The 20,447-nt window shown below is 52.5% G+C and carries 17 protein-coding genes and 1 tRNA gene; 3 read left to right on the top strand and 15 right to left on the bottom strand.

Annotated features, from left to right (window positions below; translation table 11 throughout):
• Window positions 1–212: 212 nt before the first annotated feature.
• From prfA to pheS, 9 genes are all read right to left on the bottom strand, one after another.
• Entirely contained in the window at window positions 213–1,289 is a 1,077-nt protein-coding gene (gene prfA, locus H3L92_RS08930) for a peptide chain release factor 1 (RefSeq protein ID WP_085366098.1), read from the bottom strand.
• Window positions 1,290–1,391: 102 nt separating this feature from the next.
• A tRNA-Pro gene (locus tag H3L92_RS08935) sits at window positions 1,392–1,468 on the bottom strand.
• 35 nt (window positions 1,469–1,503) lie between these two features.
• The gene (locus H3L92_RS08940) at window positions 1,504–1,827 is read right to left on the bottom strand and encodes a hypothetical protein (protein ID WP_085366099.1); all 324 of its coding nucleotides are present in this window, start codon (window positions 1,825–1,827) and stop codon (window positions 1,504–1,506) included.
• Window positions 1,811–2,113: an integration host factor subunit alpha gene (locus H3L92_RS08945; protein WP_085366100.1), complete on the bottom strand. Its 303-nt coding sequence runs from the start codon at window positions 2,111–2,113 to the stop codon at window positions 1,811–1,813. The genes H3L92_RS08940 and H3L92_RS08945 overlap by 17 nt, the downstream gene beginning before the upstream one ends.
• A gap of 76 nt (window positions 2,114–2,189) precedes the next feature.
• Window positions 2,190–4,553, bottom strand: coding sequence for a phenylalanine--tRNA ligase subunit beta (pheT, locus tag H3L92_RS08950; protein ID WP_085366101.1), 2,364 nt, complete (start codon window positions 4,551–4,553; stop codon window positions 2,190–2,192).
• Between the two features lie 72 nt (window positions 4,554–4,625).
• On the bottom strand, window positions 4,626–4,928 hold the full coding sequence (locus tag H3L92_RS08955) for a nucleotidyltransferase family protein (RefSeq protein ID WP_085366102.1): 303 nt from the start codon (window positions 4,926–4,928) through the stop codon (window positions 4,626–4,628).
• Window positions 4,929–4,932: 4 nt separating this feature from the next.
• Complete coding sequence (locus H3L92_RS08960) at window positions 4,933–5,346, bottom strand: nucleotidyltransferase substrate binding protein (protein WP_245945416.1); 414 nt, start codon at window positions 5,344–5,346, stop codon at window positions 4,933–4,935.
• Window positions 5,347–5,415: 69 nt separating this feature from the next.
• The gene (locus H3L92_RS08965) at window positions 5,416–5,706 is read right to left on the bottom strand and encodes a hypothetical protein (protein WP_147286728.1); all 291 of its coding nucleotides are present in this window, start codon (window positions 5,704–5,706) and stop codon (window positions 5,416–5,418) included.
• A gap of 7 nt (window positions 5,707–5,713) precedes the next feature.
• Window positions 5,714–6,703, bottom strand: a complete 990-nt coding sequence (pheS, locus tag H3L92_RS08970; protein WP_085366103.1) for a phenylalanine--tRNA ligase subunit alpha — start codon at window positions 6,701–6,703, stop codon at window positions 5,714–5,716.
• An 842-nt stretch (window positions 6,704–7,545) separates the two neighbouring features.
• Here pheS and H3L92_RS08975 point away from each other — a divergent pair.
• A complete protein-coding gene (locus H3L92_RS08975) occupies window positions 7,546–10,674 on the top strand; it encodes a right-handed parallel beta-helix repeat-containing protein (protein ID WP_085366104.1) in 3,129 nt (1,042 codons plus the stop codon).
• Between the two features lie 270 nt (window positions 10,675–10,944).
• Here H3L92_RS08975 and cysS read toward each other — a convergent pair whose 3' ends face one another.
• The 4 genes from cysS to H3L92_RS08995 all read right to left on the bottom strand — a co-directional run bounded on the left by cysS (window position 10,945) and on the right by H3L92_RS08995 (window position 14,894).
• Complete coding sequence (gene cysS / locus H3L92_RS08980; protein ID WP_085366105.1) at window positions 10,945–12,357, bottom strand: cysteine--tRNA ligase; 1,413 nt, start codon at window positions 12,355–12,357, stop codon at window positions 10,945–10,947.
• 96 nt (window positions 12,358–12,453) lie between these two features.
• Complete coding sequence (locus H3L92_RS08985; RefSeq protein ID WP_085366106.1) at window positions 12,454–13,500, bottom strand: Abi family protein; 1,047 nt, start codon at window positions 13,498–13,500, stop codon at window positions 12,454–12,456.
• A gap of 378 nt (window positions 13,501–13,878) precedes the next feature.
• Window positions 13,879–14,250 carry a hypothetical protein gene (locus tag H3L92_RS08990; protein WP_085366107.1) on the bottom strand — a complete coding sequence of 124 codons (372 nt, stop codon included), beginning with the start codon at window positions 14,248–14,250 and terminating at the stop codon, window positions 13,879–13,881.
• 197 nt (window positions 14,251–14,447) lie between these two features.
• On the bottom strand, window positions 14,448–14,894 hold the full coding sequence (locus tag H3L92_RS08995; protein WP_085366108.1) for a GNAT family N-acetyltransferase: 447 nt from the start codon (window positions 14,892–14,894) through the stop codon (window positions 14,448–14,450).
• 156 nt (window positions 14,895–15,050) lie between these two features.
• Here H3L92_RS08995 and H3L92_RS09000 point away from each other — a divergent pair, with 156 nt between their 5' ends.
• On the top strand, window positions 15,051–15,668 hold the full coding sequence (locus H3L92_RS09000) for a peroxiredoxin (RefSeq protein WP_085366109.1): 618 nt from the start codon (window positions 15,051–15,053) through the stop codon (window positions 15,666–15,668).
• Between the two features lie 284 nt (window positions 15,669–15,952).
• On the opposite strand, the gene obgE is transcribed toward H3L92_RS09000, so the two are convergent.
• On the bottom strand, window positions 15,953–17,101 hold the full coding sequence (gene obgE / locus H3L92_RS09005; RefSeq protein WP_085365447.1) for a GTPase ObgE: 1,149 nt from the start codon (window positions 17,099–17,101) through the stop codon (window positions 15,953–15,955).
• Window positions 17,102–17,380: 279 nt separating this feature from the next.
• Between obgE and H3L92_RS09010 the strand changes: the two genes are divergently transcribed.
• A complete protein-coding gene (locus tag H3L92_RS09010; RefSeq protein WP_085365446.1) occupies window positions 17,381–19,501 on the top strand; it encodes a TonB-dependent receptor in 2,121 nt (706 codons plus the stop codon).
• Here H3L92_RS09010 and H3L92_RS09015 read toward each other — a convergent pair.
• Window positions 19,494–20,347, bottom strand: a protein-coding gene (locus H3L92_RS09015) for an IS630 family transposase (RefSeq protein WP_115336207.1) whose coding sequence is annotated in 2 segments (ribosomal slippage) — window positions 19,494–20,032 and window positions 20,032–20,347 — 855 coding nt in all. Because the reading frame shifts where the segments join, the coding sequence is not laid out codon by codon here. The two genes, H3L92_RS09010 and H3L92_RS09015, sit on opposite strands and share 8 nt — an antisense overlap.
• Between the last annotated feature and the right edge of the window lie 100 nt (window positions 20,348–20,447).

Here is a 20,447-nt window from a genome sequence, read left to right on the forward strand (position 1 = left end):
CGTCTGAAAAATTTCAGACGGCCTTAAAAAATAAAATCGATGAAAAGGAATGTAAACCAGCTGAAACTGTTGCCTTGTTTACGTAACGAATATTAACAAATATAAACAAATTGCGCAAGAACTTTTTACAAAATATCTTTAAATTGTTGGAAACTTTGTCAAAATAGTCTTATTTTGTGAACTTATGTTAATATTTATTTGCAAACGTCATATTAATCACCCATTTCCGCCAATAATTCGGCCTGATGTTCGGCTATCAACGCAGCCGTTAATTCTTCCAAATCACCGTCCATAACGAAATCCAACTTGTGCAAAGTCAGATTGATGCGGTGGTCGGTAACGCGGCCTTGCGGGTAATTGTAGGTGCGGATGCGCTCGCTGCGGTCGCCGCTGCCGATCAGCGATTTGCGTTCCGCCGCTTCTTTGGCTTGCGCTTCGCGCTTTTGGGCATCGTTCAGCCGTGCCGCCAAAACTTTCATCGCCTGCGCTTTGTTGCTGTGCTGCGAGCGGCCGTCTTGGCATTCGACCACCATGCCGGTGGGCAGGTGGGTAATGCGCACGGCGGAATCGGTTTTGTTGATGTGCTGGCCACCCGCGCCGGATGCGCGGAAAGTGTCGATGCGCAAATCGGCGGGGTTGAGTTGGATTTCTTCCAACTCGTCGGCCTCCGGCATCACCGCCACGGTGCAGGCCGAGGTATGGATGCGCCCCTGGCTTTCGGTGGCGGGCACGCGCTGCACACGGTGGCCGCCCGACTCGAATTTCAGCTTGCTGTATGCGCCCAAACCGACGATGCGGGCGATCACTTCCTTATAACCGCCCAAGTCGCTCTCGTTGGCCGATACGATTTCCACCTGCCAGCGGTTGCGCTCAGCGTAACGGCTGTACATACGCAGCAAATCGCCGGCAAACAGCGCCGCTTCGTCGCCGCCGGTGCCGGCACGCACTTCGATAAAAATGTTTTTATCGTCGTCGGCATCTTTGGGCAGCAGCAGTTTTTGCAGCTCGTTTTCCAGCGTTTCGATTTGTGCTTTGGCCGTTTCGATTTCTTCGGCGGCAAAGGCTTTCATTTCGGGGTCGGCCAGCATTTCCTGCGCATCGGCCAGATCGCTTTGCGCCAAGCGGTATTGCCGGAACACTTCCACCACCGGCGTAATCTCCGCGTGTTCGCGCGTGAGCTTGCGGTAGTTGTCCATATCGTCGGCGGCTTCGGGCTGGCCGAGCAGGTGGGTTACCTCTTCCAAACGTTCGGCCAATTGTTGCAGTTTTTCTAAAATAGATGGTTTCATGATTTTTTCCGTTGAGGCCGTCTGAAAACCTTTCAGACGGCCTCAAGCCAAACAGCAAAGAAAAAAGCCAGCTAGTGCGTAGCTGACTTTTCAATATGTTTTTGGTCGGAGTGAAAGGATTCGAACCTTCGACCCCTTGCACCCCATGCAAGTGCGCTACCAGACTGCGCCACACTCCGACTCGAAAGAGAACGGGATTATAGAATCATGCGGCTTAGCTGGCAAGCGTTTTTTCAACTTCACCCAACATTTTTTTCAGCTCTTCGCGCATTTCTTCGGCCTGAATCGCCGGATTGCCCGAAGCATCTAAAGCGTTGTGGTTGAACGTGTCGATAAACGGGGCGAAAGTATCTTTCAGTTTCAGCACCTTAAGCACGTCTGCGCGGGTGTAGTTATTGCCGCCGTAGCCGACCACCACGCCGTTTTCGTGCTGCCATTGGGCAAATTGGGCGGTGCTGATTTGCGCCAGCTCGCACATTTCGTTCAGGCTGAAATAGCGTTTGGCAGGGATGTTGGGAAGGTTAGCGCTGTTTGTCATAGTAGTGCTCCACCATGCCTTTGAGTTTTTGGCTGGCGTGGAAAGTTACCACACGGCGGGCGGAAATCGGCACTTCTTCACCGGTTTTCGGGTTGCGGCCGGGGCGCTGGGGCTTGTCGCGCAATTGGAAGTTACCGAAACCGGAAATTTTGATTTCTTCACCGCGCTCCAAAGTGGAACGGATTTCTTCAAAAAAGAGTTCGACGATTTCTTTGGCATCGTTTTTGGTTACGCTGCTTACTTTTTCTACCAAAATATCGGCCAATTCGGCTTTAGTTAGTGTCATTTTATTACCTTCGTTTTTTCAACAGATGTGGATTATCACTAATTTTTTTTTAGAATTCAAGAGAATATCGAAAATTTTAACGCCGCAGTTGCGCGCCCGCACTTTCAGCGGATTTCACCAGTTTTTCGATTAAAGGCTCCACCGCTTCGTCGGTCAGCGTGGCTTCCGCATCCTGCAACAGAACTTTCACCGCGATACTCTTCATGCCTTCGGGCAAACCGGCGCCGCGGTAAACGTCGAACACGGCGATTTCCTGCACCAAACTGCTCTTCACACTATTCAGTGCGCCCAGCAAAGCATCGTGCGATACATTCTCCGGCAACACAAACGCCAAATCGCGGCGCACGGGCTGGAATTTGGACACGGGGCGGTAAACGGTTTTTTCTTTGCCGAGCACGGCGGCCATGTCGATTTCAAACACCAGCGCGGCTTGCGGCAGGTCGTATTTTTGCAGCCATTGCGGATGCAGCTCACCGATAAAGCCGACGGTATGGCCGTCCATCACGATTTCGGCGGTGCGGCCGGGGTGCAGTGCGGGATGTTCGGCCTTCACGAACGACACGTTTTTGCCGCCCAGCAAATCTTCGACATCGCCTTTCACATCGTAAAAATCGGCCGCACGGGTTTTCTCGCCCCATTGTTCGGGATCGGCGGAGCCGTACACTAGGCCGCCGATGCGTTCGTTTTGCACGAAACGGCCGTCTGAACCTTTGCTGAACACGCGGGCGATTTCAAACACGCGCACGCGGTTTTGTTTGCGGTTGAGGTTGTTTTGCAGGATTTCCACCAAGCCGCCGATCAGGGTGGAGCGCATCACGCTGTATTGCGCGGCCAGCGGGTTTTGCAGGCGGATGGGGTTTTCGTTGGCGGCAAAGTCGCGCTCCCATTGCTCGTCCACGAAGGCATAGCTCACCACTTCCTGATAGCCGCGCGCGGCCATTTGGTTGTAAACGACAAAGCGGTTGCGGCGGGTTTCGGGCAGTGCCAACATTTTCAGACGGCCTGAAGTGGCATCGTCGGGAATGTTTTCATAGCCGTAAACGCGGGCGATTTCTTCGATTAAATCGGCTTCGATTTCGATGTCGTAACGGAAGCTCGGCGATGTGGTTTGCAGGCCGTCTGAAACTTTTTTCGGTTGCAGGCCCAGCGCAGCCAAAATGCTTTCGATGCGCGCTTCGTCCACCGCCACACCCAATAGTTTTTCCACCCGCGCCGTACGCACGGCTACGGTTTTGCGTTCGGGAAGCTTGCCCACGGCCTCTGTTATTTCGCCCGCCGCGCCGCCGCAGATCTGCAACACCAATTCGCTGGCGCGCTCGATGGCGTCGCGCTGCAATTCAAAGTCCACGCCGCGCTCGAAGCGGAAAGACGAATCGGAACCGAAGCCGTATTGGCGCGATTTGCCGGCGATGATTTCCGGTGCGAACCAAGCTGCTTCCAGCACGATGTTTTTGGTGCCGTCTGAAACCGCGCTCGCTGCGCCGCCCATGATGCCGGCCATGCTCAACGCACCTTGTTCGTCGGCAATCACCAAAGTGTTTTCAGACAGGCATACGGTTTTTTCATTTAAACATTCCAGCGTTTCGCCTTCTGCGGCGCGGCGCACGATAATGCTGCCGGAAAGTTTGTCGGCATCAAACACGTGCATCGGCTGGCCAAGCTCCAGCATCACATAGTTGCCGATATCAACCAGCGCCGAAATGCTGCGGATGCCACTGCGCGCCAAACGCTGTTTCAACCAATCGGGCGTGGGCGCTTCGGCGTTCACGTTCTCAATCACGCGGCTTAAAAAGCGGCCGCAATCGGCAGGCGCATCAATGCGCACCGGCTGGATTTTGCTGCTTTGCACGGCGGCCGTCTGAACCGCTACCGGCGTGTGGGCGCATTGGGTCAAGGCCGCCACTTCGCGCGCCAAGCCTTTAATCGACAGGCAGTCGGCACGGTTGGGCGTGATTTTCAGGGTGAAAACGGTGTCGTCCAAATCCAGATAGTCGCGCAGGTTTTGGCCAACGGGCGCATCGGCGGGCAGAATGTGCAGGCCGTCCACACCGTCGTCGGGCAGCCCCAATTCGTTGGTGGAACACAGCATGCCGTTGGAAACCTGCCCGCGCATTTTGGTGGGCTTGATTTTGAAATTGCCCGGCAGTACCGCATCCGGCAAGGCGCACGGCACTTTGATGCCGGCGCGCACATTCGGCGCACCGCAAACGATTTGAATTAATTCGCCGGTGCCGGCATCGACTTGGGTAACGTTCAGGCGGTCGGCATCGGGATGTTTTTCCACCGACTTTACTTCGGCCACCACCACGCCGCTAAACTCGGGCGCAGCTTTGTCGGCTTCTTCGACTTCGAGGCCGGACATGGTGAGCAGATGGGCGAATTCGTCGGCGGAAAGATTGGCATCGGCTTGGGTTTTCAGCCAGTTGTAGGAAAATTGCATGAGGTATCTCTTGTGATAATAATATTCAAACCGGTTATTTCAAATTTTCAGACGGCCTGTGCCGGAAAATAGTTATTTCAAAACAATATAATGGGATTCGATTATCCTGCGGAAATCGGGGCTGGCCAGCTGCCAGTCGACAATATCCACTTTCCACGGCAAGTCGGATTCGGAAAAGGCTTCGGCCAAAGCGGCGTGTACGGATAAGGGTAAGGCCTTCTCCTTGGTGATTATTGCCAAATCCAAATCGGAATAAGGTTTGGCCGTGCCTTTCACCCGCGAGCCGAACGCCCAAACCGCATATTGCGGAACATATTTTTGCAGAATCCGCATGATGATGTGCAAATATTCAGGCGCAACGTCCAAACCTTTCATCGGCTTACTCCGCCAGTTTTTCTTGCAATGTATTTTGCAAAAATACCGCTTCGGTCAAAAATTTTTCTATGCCTTGCACCACTGTCAAGGCAACCGCTTCGTCGTAAGTGTGGCTGGTGCGGCTGCGCATATCGCGGTATTGCCTCCAGTCCGACCAATCGCCAAGCAGCAAACCTTGTTCGTTGGCGGTGCGGATCAGGTCTTGAAATGTCATTAAATCAATTTCGGCAGGATTAGCAGAAGCATATTCCAGATAACGTTTCAATGTTTTGTGGCTGATTTCGTAGGTAAACTCAAACCGCTGTATCAGGCCGTCGCGGATTTGGGTGTCGCTGATGTCTTGCAGGTAACGCTGCCAGCCTTCCTGCAAACGCATCACGGCGTTGCTTAAGGGTTGAATGTTCAGTTTATCCATCATTGTTTAACCTTGATAGGCAGGCCGTCTGAAACAGCTTTTATTCACATTTTTGTATTGATAAAGGCTAAATCAGCAAGCCTGCCGATACAATAAAAATATGCCGTAAATGCAAATAAAGCAAACAATCAGAGCCAATTTTTCCCAACGCCTGCAATATGGTTGCAAACAGCAGGCCAACAAACCGAAAACTGCACCCAGCCCAACAAACCAAACCGCATATCGACTCCAGTTTAAAGCCGCTTCGATATCGCCGTTTCCTATTTTCAAATCAGCCAGTTGCATGGCTTGATGGTTGCAATAGCCAAATAATGCAACACAAATCATCATCGCCGCAAACGGCCACAACCAAGCTTGCCTCATCAAGAGCTTATCGGAATTGTTTCAAAAAATTCAAATCGTTATCGAAAAACAGCCGCAAGTCATTCACACCATAGCGCAGCATGGCGAAGCGATCCAGTCCGATGCCGAAGGCAAAGCCGGTGTAGCGTTCAGGATCGATATTCACATTTTTCAACACATTGGGGTGCACCATGCCGCAACCACCCACTTCCAGCCACCGCCCATTGTCGCCCATGATGTCGATTTCGGCGGAAGGTTCGGTAAACGGGAAAAACGAGGGGCGGAAGCGCACTTGCAAGTCGTCGCGCTCGAAAAAGCGGCGGATAAAGTCGGTGAACACGGCTTTCAAGTCGGCCATCGTTACGCCTTCTTCCACCCACAAACCTTCGGCCTGGTGGAACATCGGCGAGTGGGTGGCGTCGGAATCGACGCGGTACACGCGGCCGGGGGCGATGATGCGGATGGGCGGGTTCTTTTTATCCAGCATATAGCGGATTTGAATCGGCGAGGTGTGGGTGCGCAGCACATCGCCGTTTTCCACGTAAAAAGTATCCTGCATGGCGCGCGCGGGGTGGTTTTGCGGGATATTGAGCGCTTGGAAGTTGTGGAAATCGTCTTCGATTTCGGGGCCGTCGGCCACGTCGAAACCCATGCCGTGAAAGAGTTCGACCACGCGTTGCAGGGTCAGGGTAACGGGGTGCAGGCCGCCGCTCTTTTGGCCGCGGCCGGGCAGGGTAACATCGAGCGCTTCGGCTGCCAACTGCGCTTGCAGTTTGGCGGCGTTAAGCGCATCGCGTTTTTCGTTATAGGCCGTCTGAAAACGGTTTTTACATTCGTTGATGTGCGCGCCGACGGTTTTCTTTTCTTCGGGCGGCAGGCTGCCGAGCTGTTTCAGCAGGGCGTTCAATTCGCCGGTTTTGCCCATGTAGCGGGCTTTAACCAACTCTAAAGCTTGAAAATCGGCGGCGGCGGCCACTGCGGCAATGCCTTCCGCGGCGATACGGTTTACATTTTCCATAATATTGATTCGTTTGAATTCTGTGGTTCGTCCCGCACGATACGGCAGGATGCGGCAAATAACTAGGGGCTGACGGCAAACGGAATTGCCGCAGCCCCCGAGGCCGTCTGAAACCCATCCAAACAACCCCTGTAGCCTTCCGCTTCAGTTTGAAAGCCGGTTATTGTAACGCAAATTGCACCGAAAAAACAGCGGGCTAAAGCAGGCACAGGGCCTTTGTAAAAGACCTCCCTCTCAAGGTGAGGCAGCTCAGCGGGTGCAGACATATCCAAATATAAAGCCAAGCAAGCGTGCAACACGCAACACAGAAATACGCCGCAGCCGGTTTTTTTGCGGAGATTTCCGATATATCGATATTTCCCGCCTACCACATTTGCCCATCCCCTCCTACAAAACCGTTTTTTTCAGACGGCCTTCACAACCGCCCTCCCCCGAGCCGCAAGCACGCCCAACTGCCCAAGCCAGTCCATCACCATCATCACTGTTGCATAATTTACCAATTTATTGCAAATGGCAAATAATTATTTGCATTACTTTATCATGAGTGATAAATTTAGTTTACATTTGTAAATTATGGAATTGGAATTTATAAAATCAAAAAGCATTTTTTGAAAACTCTATTTTCATATTTTTATTGATGTTAAACAATAAGATAAATGTTTATTTTAAAAACATATAAAAATTAAAAAAGATTTATTGGTTATTTTAAATCAATAAATTCTGAATAAGTTTGTATTTCTTAACAAAACAAAACAATCGAGAAACAACTTTGCCGTCATTTCGAAAGTTTTTCAAGCTATTGTTTTAAAACAAATTTACCAACAACATTACGGAGCTTCAAAATGTCAAACCAAATTATTCTCACCGTTATCCGGCCGAAAGGCACATCAGCCACCGAGCAAGCCGCCCGTTTCAATGTAAATGCCGGTTCCGGCCAAGCCTTACACATACAGGCTGCCGCACTCGCCGACTATCAGCTTGCCGATGCCGCCACCGGCCTTGCCCCTGAAAATCTGGAATTCACCCGGGTGGGCGACAACCTGCACATTCGCGACAAAGCCTCTGCTTCCGCCCGCCCCGACATCGTTATCGAAAACTACTACGCCCATGCAACCGGCAATATCAAAGGCTTGCAGGCTGATGGTTCGCTGACTGCCTATGACGGCGAAATTCCCGCCAAACCCTTAACAGCCGAACAAGTAACCGTGCACCAAAACAACTCCGGCAACGGCGTAAACAAACTGGCCGTGGCCTTAGGCGGCCTGGCCGGTGCCGGCCTGCTCGGTGCATTGGCCGGCGGTGGCGGCGGTGGCGGCGGTTCCGATCAGGCGCCGGCAGCTGCGGCAACCCAAAGCAGCACATCTTCAACAACCGCACAAGCTGCCGCTTCGTCTGCCAATACGGCCGCTAACGCCAAAATCGCAACATCTTCAAACACCGCAGCGCAAACAAATGCAGCAACAGAAGCCGCGGCCGATTCCGCAACCTCATCCGAGAGCACCGCAGCCGATACGCAAAACACTGCATCCGGCAGCACGACCGCACCTGTAAACACGCCGTCTGAAACCGTTTCCTCTTCCGACAAAGAAACCGAACAAACAACGACCGATTCCGCAACCTCATCCGAAAGCACCGCAGCCGATACACAAAACTCTGCGTCCGGCAGCACGACCGCACCTGTAAACACGCCGTCTGAAACCGTTTCCTCTTCCGACAAAGAAACCGAACAAACAACGGCCGATTCCGCAACCTTATCCGAGAGTGCCGAATCCGATGCGAAAAACACCGCGTCCGGCAACACGACCGCACCTGTAAACACGCCGTCTGAAACCGTTTCAACAGATACCCCCGCCGCAGTTTCAGACGGCCAAACCGCAACGCAAAACGGCTATCGTGTGTATGAACACCCGCAATACGGCAAATATATCGATGCCGCCGAATTCGGCACCGATCCGAGCGGCCAAACCGACAGTCTGGCCGCCATCAACGCCGCTTTAGCCGCCGCACACAAAGAAAACGCCGCCGTCTATTTGAGCGGCAGCCTGTATATTTCCAACCAAATCGTGTTAAACAAAGCCAACTCGGGCGTAACCGCCCTGTTCGGCGACGGCATGGGCAAAACCACTATTTCGTTCGACAAAGCACAAACCGGCGTGTTCAATTCCGACACCAACGAAGACGATATCCGCGCGTTTGCCGGCATTCTGATCGACGGCCAAAGCAACAAAACCATTGCCGACTTGTCGGTGAAATACACCAACCCCGACTTTTACCGCACCGGCCAAAGCTATTTCGGCAAAGTGAACGGCATTCTGGTAAACGATGCCGACAACACCTTGATCAGCAAAGTAGAAGTATCGGGTGCCAACCGTGCCGGCGTGTTTTTCACCTCCACCCAAACCCTGCAAAAAGACCCCGACAGCGCCAACGGCCGCACTTACAAAGCCCGCCTGATCCGCGGCGAGGTTGATGAAACCTACGAAAACCTGCCTTTGGGCGAAAACAACCGCATCGTCGACAGCAATCTGCACCATAACCGCGTAGCCGGCGTATTGCTGGCCTACCAGAAAGACTTCACCGCCGACGGCAACACCATGTCGTGGAACGGCCACGAAGCCGACGGCGGCACGGGTTACGGCATCGCCAGCATGGCAGGCAGCTACAACTACGGCATCACCTACACCAACAACACCACCGACCACAACTACCGCAAAGGTTTGGATGTACACGACGGTGACGATATCGTTATCGAAAACAACACATCCATCGGCGACCGCCTCTACGGCATTGCCGTGTATAACCGCCAATTCACGATGGATACGGTAAAAATCAACAACAACACCATTATCGCCGACCCCGATTTCCGCTTGGCGCAAGACGATAACGCAGGGTTGAAATATTTCGGTTACGCCGGCATCCATATGCAGACCAACACGCAGTTGCGCGATTTGCGCAGCAGCGATACCGGCCATTTTGAAATCAGCGGCAATACCATCGAAAATCTGGACGTTTATCAAAACGCCACCCAAACCTACGGTATCGAATTCCGCAACCACGAGCCGAATATGCACTACACGCTGGATATCACCGGCAACACCATCGAGGGCGCATCCACCAAATATGCCATCGCCGTGATCAACAACACCAAAAACACCACCCTCGGCACCAACGGCCAAGGCTCGGGCACGATTAATGTCGTGGATAACACCATCGATATCGACCGCATCCCCAAGGGTACCATGCCCGTGTTCATCATCGAAGAAAACAACAGCGGCCAGCTGCGCGGCGAAGTAACCGTATCCGGCAACAGCCTGACCATACGCGAACAGTCCGACGGCACCATCGAGGGTGTGCAGATGATCGGCAACGCCGAAACCTACCGCGTTACCGACAACACCTTCGAAATACACGGCACGATGGACAAACCCGTGATCAGTCTGCTCGGCCGTGCCGGCAGCGAAATTCCCGAACTGTTTGTCAGCGGCAACGATATCACCACCGATTTAACCGGCAACCTCTACCGCAGCTGGATCGAACGCAATACCGTTGTCGATGTTTACGCCGACAACAATACCCACAACGGCAAAGAGTTGGCGGAAGTGCAGCATATCGTTTCCACACCTGCCGCCGGTTATGCGCCTGAAACCGCCGAAACCGCCCATGTGTTGGATTTGGGCATCGGCAGCGACACCATATCGGGCACCGGCACCAACCAAGCGGCATACAAGCAAACCGAAACCGCCGAAACGGCAACGGCTTCGGAAAGCACGGCCGAACTTTCCGAACAACTTTCAGACGGCCTGCCCGCTCTGAACGATTTGCTTGCCGTTACCGAATTGGATCTGTCTGCCGTATTGGGCGCGGAAAGCGGCGCGGGGCTGGCTGTCGGCGCCACCGTTACCGAATACGCACAATCAGTAAACATCTACGAAGAACAATGGCAAAGTGAAGTTTCTGCCTATATCGTGTAACTAGGCGCTTTCAAGCCGACAAACTTCAAGCCGGGAGGTTCGAGCCCGCCCCGGCTTGCGAAACACCCATGTCATGCCCGGGCCCGGCCCGGGTATCTGTTATTTCTTTTGAAACAACAAGATGCTCGGGTCAAGCCCGAGCATGACGCAAGTGTTTTAAGATATCGAAAAGAATTTTGCAAAGGTCTCAGACCGTCTGAAAATAAATATGGCAAGTTGCCTGTTTTCAGACGGCCTGTGGTTTGATAACGGCTGCGGCTAACGGTGAAACTACCCGCGCCGCCAAGTGGTGCCGCCGGCACCGTCTTCCAGAATAATATTTTCGGCGTTGAGCAGGTCGCGGATGCGGTCGGATTCGGCCCAGTTTTTTACCGCGCGCGCCTGTTTGCGCTGTTCAATTAAAGCGTCGATGTCTGCGTTGGAAAGGCCGTCTGAAACACCGCTTCCCTGCAAAAACGCCTGCGGATCGCGCTGCAACAGGCCGATGATGCCCGCCAGCGCTTTCAAATAACCGGCCAATTCGGCGCTGTTGGTTTTGTTGACTTCGCCCGCCAGCTCGAACAACACCGCCATCGCTTCCACCGTGCCGAAATCATCGTTCATGGCGGCATAAAAACGGCGGGTGTAGTCATTGCTGTCTTCACGCACGTCCACTTCGGCAGGCAGAGTGTTTTTCAGGGCAGTGTAGAGGCGGGTAAGCGCGCCTTTGGCATCATCGAGATGGGCGTCGGAATAATTCAGCGGGCTGCGGTAATGGGCGCGCAGAATGAAAAAGCGCACCACTTCGGGATCGTATTGCTTGAGCACATCGCGGATGGTGAAGAAATTACCCAGCGATTTCGACATTTTTTCGCCGTCCACACGGATAAAACCGTTGTGCAGCCAGTATTTCACATGGCTGGCGATGGTTTTGCCGTGCGCCTCGTGGTGCAGGCAGGCACCGTGTGCGCCCACGCTTTGGGCGATTTCGTTTTCGTGGTGGGGGAACTGCAAATCGGCGCCGCCGCCGTGGATATCGAAGGTGTCGCCAAACAGCTCTTCACCCATCGCCGAGCATTCGATGTGCCAACCGGGGCGGCCTTTGCCCCACGGGCTGTCCCAAGAATCGGCTTCATTGGGCTTGGCGGCTTTCCACAACACGAAATCAAGCGGATCACGCTTGAAGCCGCCCACCTCCACCCGTTCGCCCGCGCGCAAATCGTCCAGCGACTTGCCCGACAACTGGCCGTAGGCGGCAAATTCGCGCACGGCGTAGTAAACATCGCCATTTTCGGCAGGATACGCCTTGCCGTTGGCAATCAGCCGCTCAATCATGGCAATCATCTGGCCGACGTGTTCGGTGGCTTTCGGCTCGACATCGGGCCGCAGCACGCCCAGCGCATCGGCGTCTTCGTTCATGGCCTGAATAAAACGCGCGGTCAACTCACCGATGGTTTCGCCGTTTTCGGCGGCGCGGGCGATGATTTTGTCGTCGATATCGGTGATGTTGCGCACATAAGTGAGCGGATAGCCCTGCGCGCGCAGCCAGCGCACCACCATATCGAACACCACCATCACGCGGGCATGGCCGAGATGGCAGTAGTCGTAAACCGTCATGCCGCAAACATACATACGCACGTTTTCGGGGTTGAGGGGGATAAAGGGTTCTTTTTGGCGGGTTAGCGTGTTATAGATAGTCAGCATAGTTGGTTTCATGATTCAGATACTCAGATTCTTTTTTTTGACAGGAGTTGTGAGCTGGGGGTAAAATTTAAATCAACACGGCTCCCCTCGGTTGTACTATTTTACAGTATGGCTGCTGGGGAGTTTTTTATTCCACCAGTTTTGCCAATCAGTGGGTGCCCCCATACCTTGTAAATTTAAACCTAGATGGTTAAGCTCAGGAAAAGTCAGTAAGTGTTCTTTCATTCTCTCACACCAGCTTGAGGAAGGATTAATGATGCTAAGCAAATGCTTACAGATGAATAGCAGTAAGAAACAGCGTGCTTTTGCCTGCTCCTGATTTTCTTTTTTGGGGAAAGCACCCATCCAAACAGGAGGGCTGTCATTAACGTCTGGCAACCTCGGTTGGTCTTTAATGCTCCTATTCCATAAGCGGCAGTGGTGGGCGCATACATTACGTAAGTAGTTTAAACTTCGCAACCAACTGGCAAAAATGCGCCCATTACTAACACCATATTTTTGTGAAATTTCATCTTGTTCCCGCATACGCATGCCAGAGAAAAGTGTAGACATAGTACCAAAGTCCCATATCTCACAAACCACCCAAATAGGTATAGGTAAACCATATTTGGTTTTATTGTGATAAATAAAATCTTCTTTGGAACGGGTGATTAATGCTGCATGCTTAGCCAGCCAGGCTTGATGTTTGGTAATACCTTTTTGGCTATCTAAATTTTCAAGAGCAGCAAAACTTTCATGCAGACACTCCGGTTTGAGATAAGCAAATTTATCCAGACTCCCCAATGTGTGGGCAATATCGGTGCGTAGGGCAACTTCGATACGTTCCAATACATCCATTACCAATAATCGCAGTTGTTTATCGAACACATATAAATCAACTGCATCTTTAAAACAAGCACCTTCTTTGAACGTATCTAATATCAACTTATCAGTTTTTACTTTTTTAGGCTTTTTATAGTTTTCTAAAATGACCAATTCACCAGTTATTTCTCTAAGAGAGTAAAAATAACCGCTTAAGCGATAATATCCTATACGAGATAGGTATTCTTTAGCTTTTTGCTCATCATCGACTTGAAGCCCGCGTGATTGTAATAGTTTAAGTTGTTCATTAAAATCAAGCCATATTTTGGGATTGGTTGCCATCTAATTTATAAATCCACTAAGTTAAGCAATGATGTTTTAAATACAGCCCAAATAACTAAGTTATTTGGTTTTCAGACAACCTTTACCTTATAGATAGATCAGGCCGTCTGAAAATCTTTCACTCCGCCTTAAGCACATGCCTATTTTTCATACCAAATGCTGCGCAGCTTCGAGACTGAGGATAAGCGTACTGATCTTAAATAATTATAGTATTTGCATATCAAAATCGACTGTGGCCGAGCTGCGGATGGTTTCAGCTGATTTGTATTAGAACCTCAACAGCACGCGCTTCTGCTTCTTCAGGCACTAGCATATCGAGTTTGTCTAACAGCAAACCTAATATCGTTACAACTGCCACCAAAGAAAAACAACAATGCGTTATTTCACCAACCGCCAGCCGCTCTCTTCACGCAGCAGGCGGATTTTGCCGTCGCGCGAGGCATAGCCGCCTTTTACGCTTTCCAAAATAGTGTTTTCCGGCACGCCGGAGGCGAACACTTCGGCGCGGGATTTGTCGTCCGACAGCAGCACATACACCGCCAGCGTGTCGTTATCGAGGTCGGCGAATGTGATGTCGGGATTGTCGAACGGTTGGATACACTGCTGTTTCAACGCCGACCAGCTGTATCCGGCGGAAGGAATGCAGCCGTGCGCGTCGCGGCCGCCGCCGGTTTCGGGAACGGTTTCAAACGGTGAAGAGGTGCAGGCCGCCAGTGCGGCGGCAAGCAGGACGGGCGTGATTTTTTTCATGTGCGGCTTTCTTGATTTGGCTTGCTTGGTTCTCAACAATACTTTCTATATCCGATAACGAAGCAACTTAATAATAAAGTGCACACGCCATACCCGTGCTTAACCCGGGTATGGCGGAACGGTTATTAAACAAGTGGTTTTGCCATATACAGGCCGTCTGAAAATCTTTCAGACGGCCTGAAGTTTAACATTATCCGTTAGGGAAAGTCTTTGCGATATTGCACCATATCGGTTTGGCGCGCTATCTGATTATAGAGCGACTGCGCAGCCAGGTTGTTTTTATCGGTAACCCAATATACGCGGTTAAACCCCTCCGCTTCGGCGAAACGGTAAACGGCCCCAATCAGGCTGCGCGCCGCACCCTGCCTGCGGCAGCCCGCGTCAACAAACAAATCTTCGAGATAGCAGCATTTGCCGATGTTCCAAGTGTTCGGGTGGATAACGATATGCGCAAACCCCGCCAGCCGGTTATCGGCATCAAATGCGCCGAAACCCTTTATCTCGGCCGACCGCATGATGCTCTGCCAAGTGTTGCGGGTGGTTTCTCGGCTCAATACGGCACGGTAAAAATCGAGATAAGCCTGCCACAACGGCAGCCAGGCGGCCTCATCTTCGGGCGCGAGCAGGCGTACGGCAACAGACATTTTCTCTCCTGTTAGGTTTGGGCTGACCCGGCGGATTTTAACATCCCAAGCGGCAAACGGTTTACCTTTGCGGCGGATTCGGCCTACAATAGCGGCGTTTTCGCGCAATTTTTAAGAAAACCCGTTTTTCACATCATCAACACAGGAGCTCTTCTCATGGCCGTTTTAGTTAGCAAACCCGCCCCGTTTTTCCATGATGCCGATAAAAAATTCTCTGCCGTTTTGGGCAACGGCGAAGTAGTGGACAACTTCAGCTTTGCCGAAGCCGCCAAAGGCAAATACGCCGTGGTGTTTTTCTATCCGCTGGACTTCACTTTTGTGTGCCCGTCTGAAATCATCGCCCACGACCACCGCGTGGAAGAGTTTAAAAAACGCAACGTCGAAGTGTTTTCCGTGTCGATTGACAGCCAGTTCACCCACGCCGCATGGCGCAACACGCCGGTGAACCAGGGCGGCATCGGCCCGGTGAAATTCACCATGGTGGCCGATGTGGCGCACGAGCTGGCTAAAGCCTACGATGTTGAAAGCGAAGGCGGCGTAGCCTTCCGCGGCTCGTTCTTAATCGACAAAAACGGCATCGTGCAACACCAAGTGGTGAACAACCTGCCCTTGGGCCGCAATGTCGACGAAATGCTGCGTATGGTGGATGCGCTGCAATTTACCGAAGAACACGGCGAAGTATGCCCGGCCGGCTGGAACAAAGGCGACAAAGGCATGAAAGCCGATGCGCAAGGCGTGGCCGCCTATTTGTCGGAAGCTGCCGACAAGCTGTAAACCGGCTTGAGACCTTTGCAAAAATACCTTAAGGCCGTCTGAAATGCTTAAATCCCGTCATTCCCGCGTAGGCGGGAATCTAGATGGAAATATTGAAGTATTGATTAAACAAATACTTGGATGCCAAGTGTCTGGATTCCCGCCTACGCGGGAATGACGGAATTCAGGTTTTTTCAGATAGTAATTTGAATTTTGCAAAGGTCTCGGCTTATCAAAAACGGGGCGAACCGTCAGGGTTTGCCCCGTTTGTTTTTGCGGGCGGAACGGGTTGGCATCTAAAGCCTTTATTCGGCCTTAAACACCGCCGTATCGGTTTTCGGCTGCTCCGCCGTTACGGCTGCGGCTTCACGCTCCGCTTCCTGCGCTTCAGCGGCCAGGCGCTTTTTCTCGGTGAGGTAGGTGCTGATCTGATACACCAAATCCTGCGTGCCTTCGTGGGTGAGTGCGCTGATTTTAAACAGGCGCGGGGTTTGCATATCAAAACCGAAGCTGTCGTCGGGCTGCGGATGATTCCAGCCGATTTGCGCCAGAAACTCGGCGGCGCGCGCTTCGGCTTCTTCGGACGGGAGCATATCCAGTTTGTTCAACACCAGCCAGCGCGGCTTATCGTATAGTTCTTCGTCGTATTTGCGCAATTCTTCAATTAGCGCCAGCGCTTCGGCGGCAGGGTTGACGTTTTCGTCGAACGGTGCCAAGTCCACCACATGCAGCAGCAGGCCGGTGCGCGAAAGGTGTTTCAAAAAGCGGTGCCCCAAACCCGCGCCTTCGGCGGCGCCTTCAATTAGGCCGGGAATGTCGGCCATCACGAAGCTGTGGTTTTCGTCCATACGCACCACGCCGAGGTTGGGGTGCAGGGTGGTGAAGGGGTAGTCGGCCACTTTGGGGCGGGCGGCGGACACGGCGCGGATCAGGGTGGATTTGCCGGCATTGGGCATACCGAGCAGACCCACGTCGGCCAAGACTTTCAGCTCAAGCTGCAAAGTGCGCGCCTCGCCCTCCTCACCGGGTGTGGACTGTTTGGGGGCGCGGTTGACCGATGATTTGAAGTGGATGTTGCCCAAACCGCCTTTGCCGCCGCGCGCCACGCACACGCGCTGGCCGTGGTGGGTAAGGTCGGCCAGCAGCTCGCCGGTGTCGATGTCGCGGATCAGGGTGCCCACGGGCATATGCAGTTCGATGTCGTCGGCGCCTTTGCCGTAGCGGTCGGAACCGTGGCCCTTTTCGCCGTTTCTGGCCTGATAACGTTTGACGAAACGGTATTCCACCAGTGTGTTGACGTTTTCGTCGGCCACGGCAAACACGCTGCCGCCTTTGCCGCCGTCGCCGCCGTCGGGGCCACCGCGCGGTACGAATTTTTCGCGGCGGAAGCTCACGGCTCCGTTGCCGCCTTTGCCTGCCACCACTTCGATTTTGGCTTCGTCGATAAATTTCATGATGCTGTTTTCTGTAAAAAGGTTTTCAGACGGCCTTATGCTTTCGAGGCCGTCTGAAAGAATATTAAACGGATGAATATTATAAAGGATACGCCGGCAGGCCGTCTGAAAGATTTTTCCGTTTGGCCGGAACCGCCTCAAATAAAACTTCAAACCATCTGATTTTATTTTAATAATAATTATTATTAATAATATTTACTTTTTATGTGCGCATTTTTATAATGCCCGCAAAAATAGAACGCTTACTCAAAACCCGTTAACCGCTTTTGAGAAACTGTTATGACCAATCACCCCTCATGTCCGCGCCGCCTGCCCCTGTTGCTGGCGGCAGCTTTTATGCCCGCTGCTTTTGCCGAAAACAACACGGCGGATACCAAAACCTATTCAGCCGTATTGCCTACTGTAGAGGTGGTCGGCCAGGCCGATACCAATATTCTGAAAGGCTATGTGAATTACGACGAAGCCGCCGTTACCCGCAACGGCCAATTGGTGAAAGAAACACCGCAAAGCATCGACATTCTCAATATCCAGAAAAACAAAAACTACGGCACCAATGATTTAAGCTCGATTCTCGAAGGCAATGCCGGTATTGATGCCGCTTACGATATGCGCGGCGAGAGCCTGTTTATCCGCGGCTTTCAGGCAGACGGCAACGATATTTACCGCGACGGTGTGCGCGAAAGCGGCCAAGTGCGGCGCAGCACCGCCAATATCGAGCGGGTGGAAATCCTCAAAGGCCCCTCTTCCATTCTCTATGGCCGCACCAACGGCGGTGGCGTGATCAACATGGTAAGCAAATACGCCAACTTCAAACAAAGCCGCAACATAGGGGCTTCTTACGGATCATATGCCGCACGCAGCCTGAACCTTGATATTAACGAAGTGATCGACGACAACGTGGCCGTGCGCTTGAGCGGCGAAATCGGCAAGGCCAATTCGTTCCGTTCCGGCATCGACAGCAAAAACGCCATGATTTCGCCCAGTGTTACGGTAAAACTGGATAACGGCCTGAAGTGGACAGGGCAATACACCTACGACAGCGTAGAGCGCACGCCCGACCGCAGCCCAAGCCGCACGGTTTATGAACAAATGGGCATTTCGCGCAACCAAGGCTTTGCCCATCCCAACGATTTTGTGAAAGACAAGCTGCAAGTTTGGCGCTCCAATCTCGAATATGCGTTCAACCCCGATTGGCACCTGCAATGGCAGCTTGCCCACCGCAGCGCATCGCAGGATTTCGACCACTTCTACGGCGGCACGTTTAACGCCGACACCGGCCTGCTCAGCCGCAGCTATGCCTGGCAGCAAACCGACAATAAAACCCTTTCGAGCAACCTCACCCTCAACGGCAAATTCAAAATCGGCCGTTTCGACAACCATTTAACCATCGGCTTCGATGCCAGCCGCGAAAAACGTCATCCGCAGCTGGCTTTCCGCGGCAATTATGTGTCGATCAACCCTTACAACCGCAGCAGCTGGCCCGCTTCCGGCCGCCTATTGCCGATGGCGACCGACAACCGCCACGAAGCCGATTCATACGGCCTGTTTGCACAAAATATTTTCTCGGTTACGCCCGATATCAAACTGGTGGCGGGCGGCCGTTTCGACCGCTATAAGGTAAGCAGCACCTTTATCGACAACAGCCATTACAGCTACAGCGGCCATACCTTCAGCCCCAATTTCGGCGCAGTGTGGAACCTTAACCCCGCCCACACCCTCTATGCCGGTTACAACAAAGGCTTCTCGCCGCTGGGCGGGCGCACTTATCTGGGCTTGAGTTCGGCGGATGAGCAGGCCAACTCCAACACTTCGCCCGAGTTTTCCAAACAATACGAGGCCGGTATCAAAAGCTCTTGGCTGGACGACCGCCTCAGCACCACGCTGGCGGTTTACCAGCTCGAGCGCTACAACATCCGCTACCGCCCCGACCCTGAAAATTCGCCCTACGAATGGGCGGTAAGCGGCAAGCAGCGTTCGCGCGGCATCGAGTTCGGTGCCTTGGGGCAAATCGCGCCCAAATGGTATCTGCGCGGCTCCATCGGCGTGATGGAAGCTAAAATTTTGGAAGACACGCAAAATCCGGAGCGTGTCGGCCGTCATCTGAACAACAGCAGCAACATCACCGGCAATCTGTTTGTACGCTACACGCCCACCGAAAAACTCTACGGCGAGCTGGGCATCACCGGCACCGGCAAACGCTATTACACCAACGAGCGCACCGGTGTAGTGGAAAACATCCCCGGCTTCGCCCGCGTGGACGCGCTGGCCGGCTGGAACCACAAAAACTTTAACTTCACGCTGGCGGTGAACAACCTGCTCAACCAGAAATACTGGCGCTCCAACGATATGCCCGGCAATCCGCGCGGCGTTACGGCGCGGGTGAATTATATAGTCAATTAAAATAAGAACTACGTAGCAGTGCAGTCATAAAATCTCCCACGGCAGGTAAAACTTTCCGCAAATGCTTTTTAATATTCGCCCATACCTTTTCAATCGGATTAAGCTCGGGTGAATAAGGAGCAAGGGGCAATACTTTATGTCCCTGCTTCTGCGCCATTTCAGTCAAAACCGCCATACGGTGGAAACGGGCATTGTCCATAATGATGACGGATTTCTCCGTCAGTTCGGGCAGCAGCATTTGCTCAAACCATGCTTCGAACAGGCTGCCGTCCATGGTGCCGCAATAGGTCATGGGTGCAATCAGGCTGCCTTTACCTTGGATTTGTGCCGCAACCAATGAAATACGTTGGTATTTTCTGCCGCTGATTTGTGCTTTGACGGGTACGCCTTTTTTCGAGTAAGCGTAAGGGCGGTAAAAAAAGGTGTCGAACCCTGTTTCATCAAGAAAAACTGCTTGATAGTCAGTATATTGGCTCAATGCTTGTTGATAAGCGGCTACTTGTTCGGGCTTTTGTTCTTTGTATGTGGTGGTCTTTTTTTTCGTGTGATGCCCATGACTTTGAGCAGGTAGCTGACATTTGGGGGGCTGCACCCTAAATGTTCTGCGATTTCGTGCAGGTAGGCATCAGGATGCTGTTCGAGATAGTCTGAAAGCTGTTGCCTGTCTATTTTTGTGGCATTACCACCTTTGACTTGATGCGCCAGTGAACCTGTTTGTTCATAGAGTCGCAGCCAACTGCTCAGCGTTTTGTCGCTGATACCGTATACACGGCAGACTTGGCTTGCATTTTGGCATTGCCGGTAATATTCGATTGCTTTTTGTCGGAGTTCTATCGGGTAGGCCATTTTTTTCTGCTGGTAAGGGGGAGTAAAGTTCGGAATTCTTATTTTAATTCACTATAGCTTCTGATGCCGGTTTGCCGTTTAACCGGATGAAAAAACAGGG

The sequence above is a fragment of the Neisseria dentiae genome, from assembly GCF_014055005.1.
Lineage (GTDB): Bacteria > Pseudomonadota > Gammaproteobacteria > Burkholderiales > Neisseriaceae > Neisseria > Neisseria dentiae.

Excerpts from the sequence above, each read along its gene's own strand:
- H3L92_RS08960 (WP_245945416.1), bottom strand. The coding sequence starts at position 5,346 with ATGATGGATAAACTGAACATTCAACCCTTAAGCAACGCCGTGATGCGT.
- pheT (WP_085366101.1), bottom strand. The coding sequence starts at position 4,553 with ATGCAATTTTCCTACAACTGGCTGAAAACCCAAGCCGATGCCAATCTT.
- H3L92_RS09000 (WP_085366109.1), top strand. The coding sequence starts at position 15,051 with ATGGCCGTTTTAGTTAGCAAACCCGCCCCGTTTTTCCATGATGCCGAT.
- H3L92_RS09010 (WP_085365446.1), top strand. The coding sequence starts at position 17,381 with ATGACCAATCACCCCTCATGTCCGCGCCGCCTGCCCCTGTTGCTGGCG.
- pheS (WP_085366103.1), bottom strand. The coding sequence starts at position 6,703 with ATGGAAAATGTAAACCGTATCGCCGCGGAAGGCATTGCCGCAGTGGCC.
- prfA (WP_085366098.1), bottom strand. The coding sequence starts at position 1,289 with ATGAAACCATCTATTTTAGAAAAACTGCAACAATTGGCCGAACGTTTG.
- cysS (WP_085366105.1), bottom strand. The coding sequence starts at position 12,357 with ATGCTGACTATCTATAACACGCTAACCCGCCAAAAAGAACCCTTTATC.
- H3L92_RS08990 (WP_085366107.1), bottom strand. The coding sequence starts at position 14,250 with ATGAAAAAAATCACGCCCGTCCTGCTTGCCGCCGCACTGGCGGCCTGC.
- H3L92_RS08955 (WP_085366102.1), bottom strand. The coding sequence starts at position 4,928 with ATGAAAGGTTTGGACGTTGCGCCTGAATATTTGCACATCATCATGCGG.
- H3L92_RS08945 (WP_085366100.1), bottom strand. The coding sequence starts at position 2,113 with ATGACACTAACTAAAGCCGAATTGGCCGATATTTTGGTAGAAAAAGTA.
- H3L92_RS08965 (WP_147286728.1), bottom strand. The coding sequence starts at position 5,706 with ATGAGGCAAGCTTGGTTGTGGCCGTTTGCGGCGATGATGATTTGTGTT.
- obgE (WP_085365447.1), bottom strand. The coding sequence starts at position 17,101 with ATGAAATTTATCGACGAAGCCAAAATCGAAGTGGTGGCAGGCAAAGGC.
- H3L92_RS08940 (WP_085366099.1), bottom strand. The coding sequence starts at position 1,827 with ATGACAAACAGCGCTAACCTTCCCAACATCCCTGCCAAACGCTATTTC.
- H3L92_RS08985 (WP_085366106.1), bottom strand. The coding sequence starts at position 13,500 with ATGGCAACCAATCCCAAAATATGGCTTGATTTTAATGAACAACTTAAA.
- H3L92_RS08975 (WP_085366104.1), top strand. The coding sequence starts at position 7,546 with ATGTCAAACCAAATTATTCTCACCGTTATCCGGCCGAAAGGCACATCA.
- H3L92_RS08995 (WP_085366108.1), bottom strand. The coding sequence starts at position 14,894 with ATGTCTGTTGCCGTACGCCTGCTCGCGCCCGAAGATGAGGCCGCCTGG.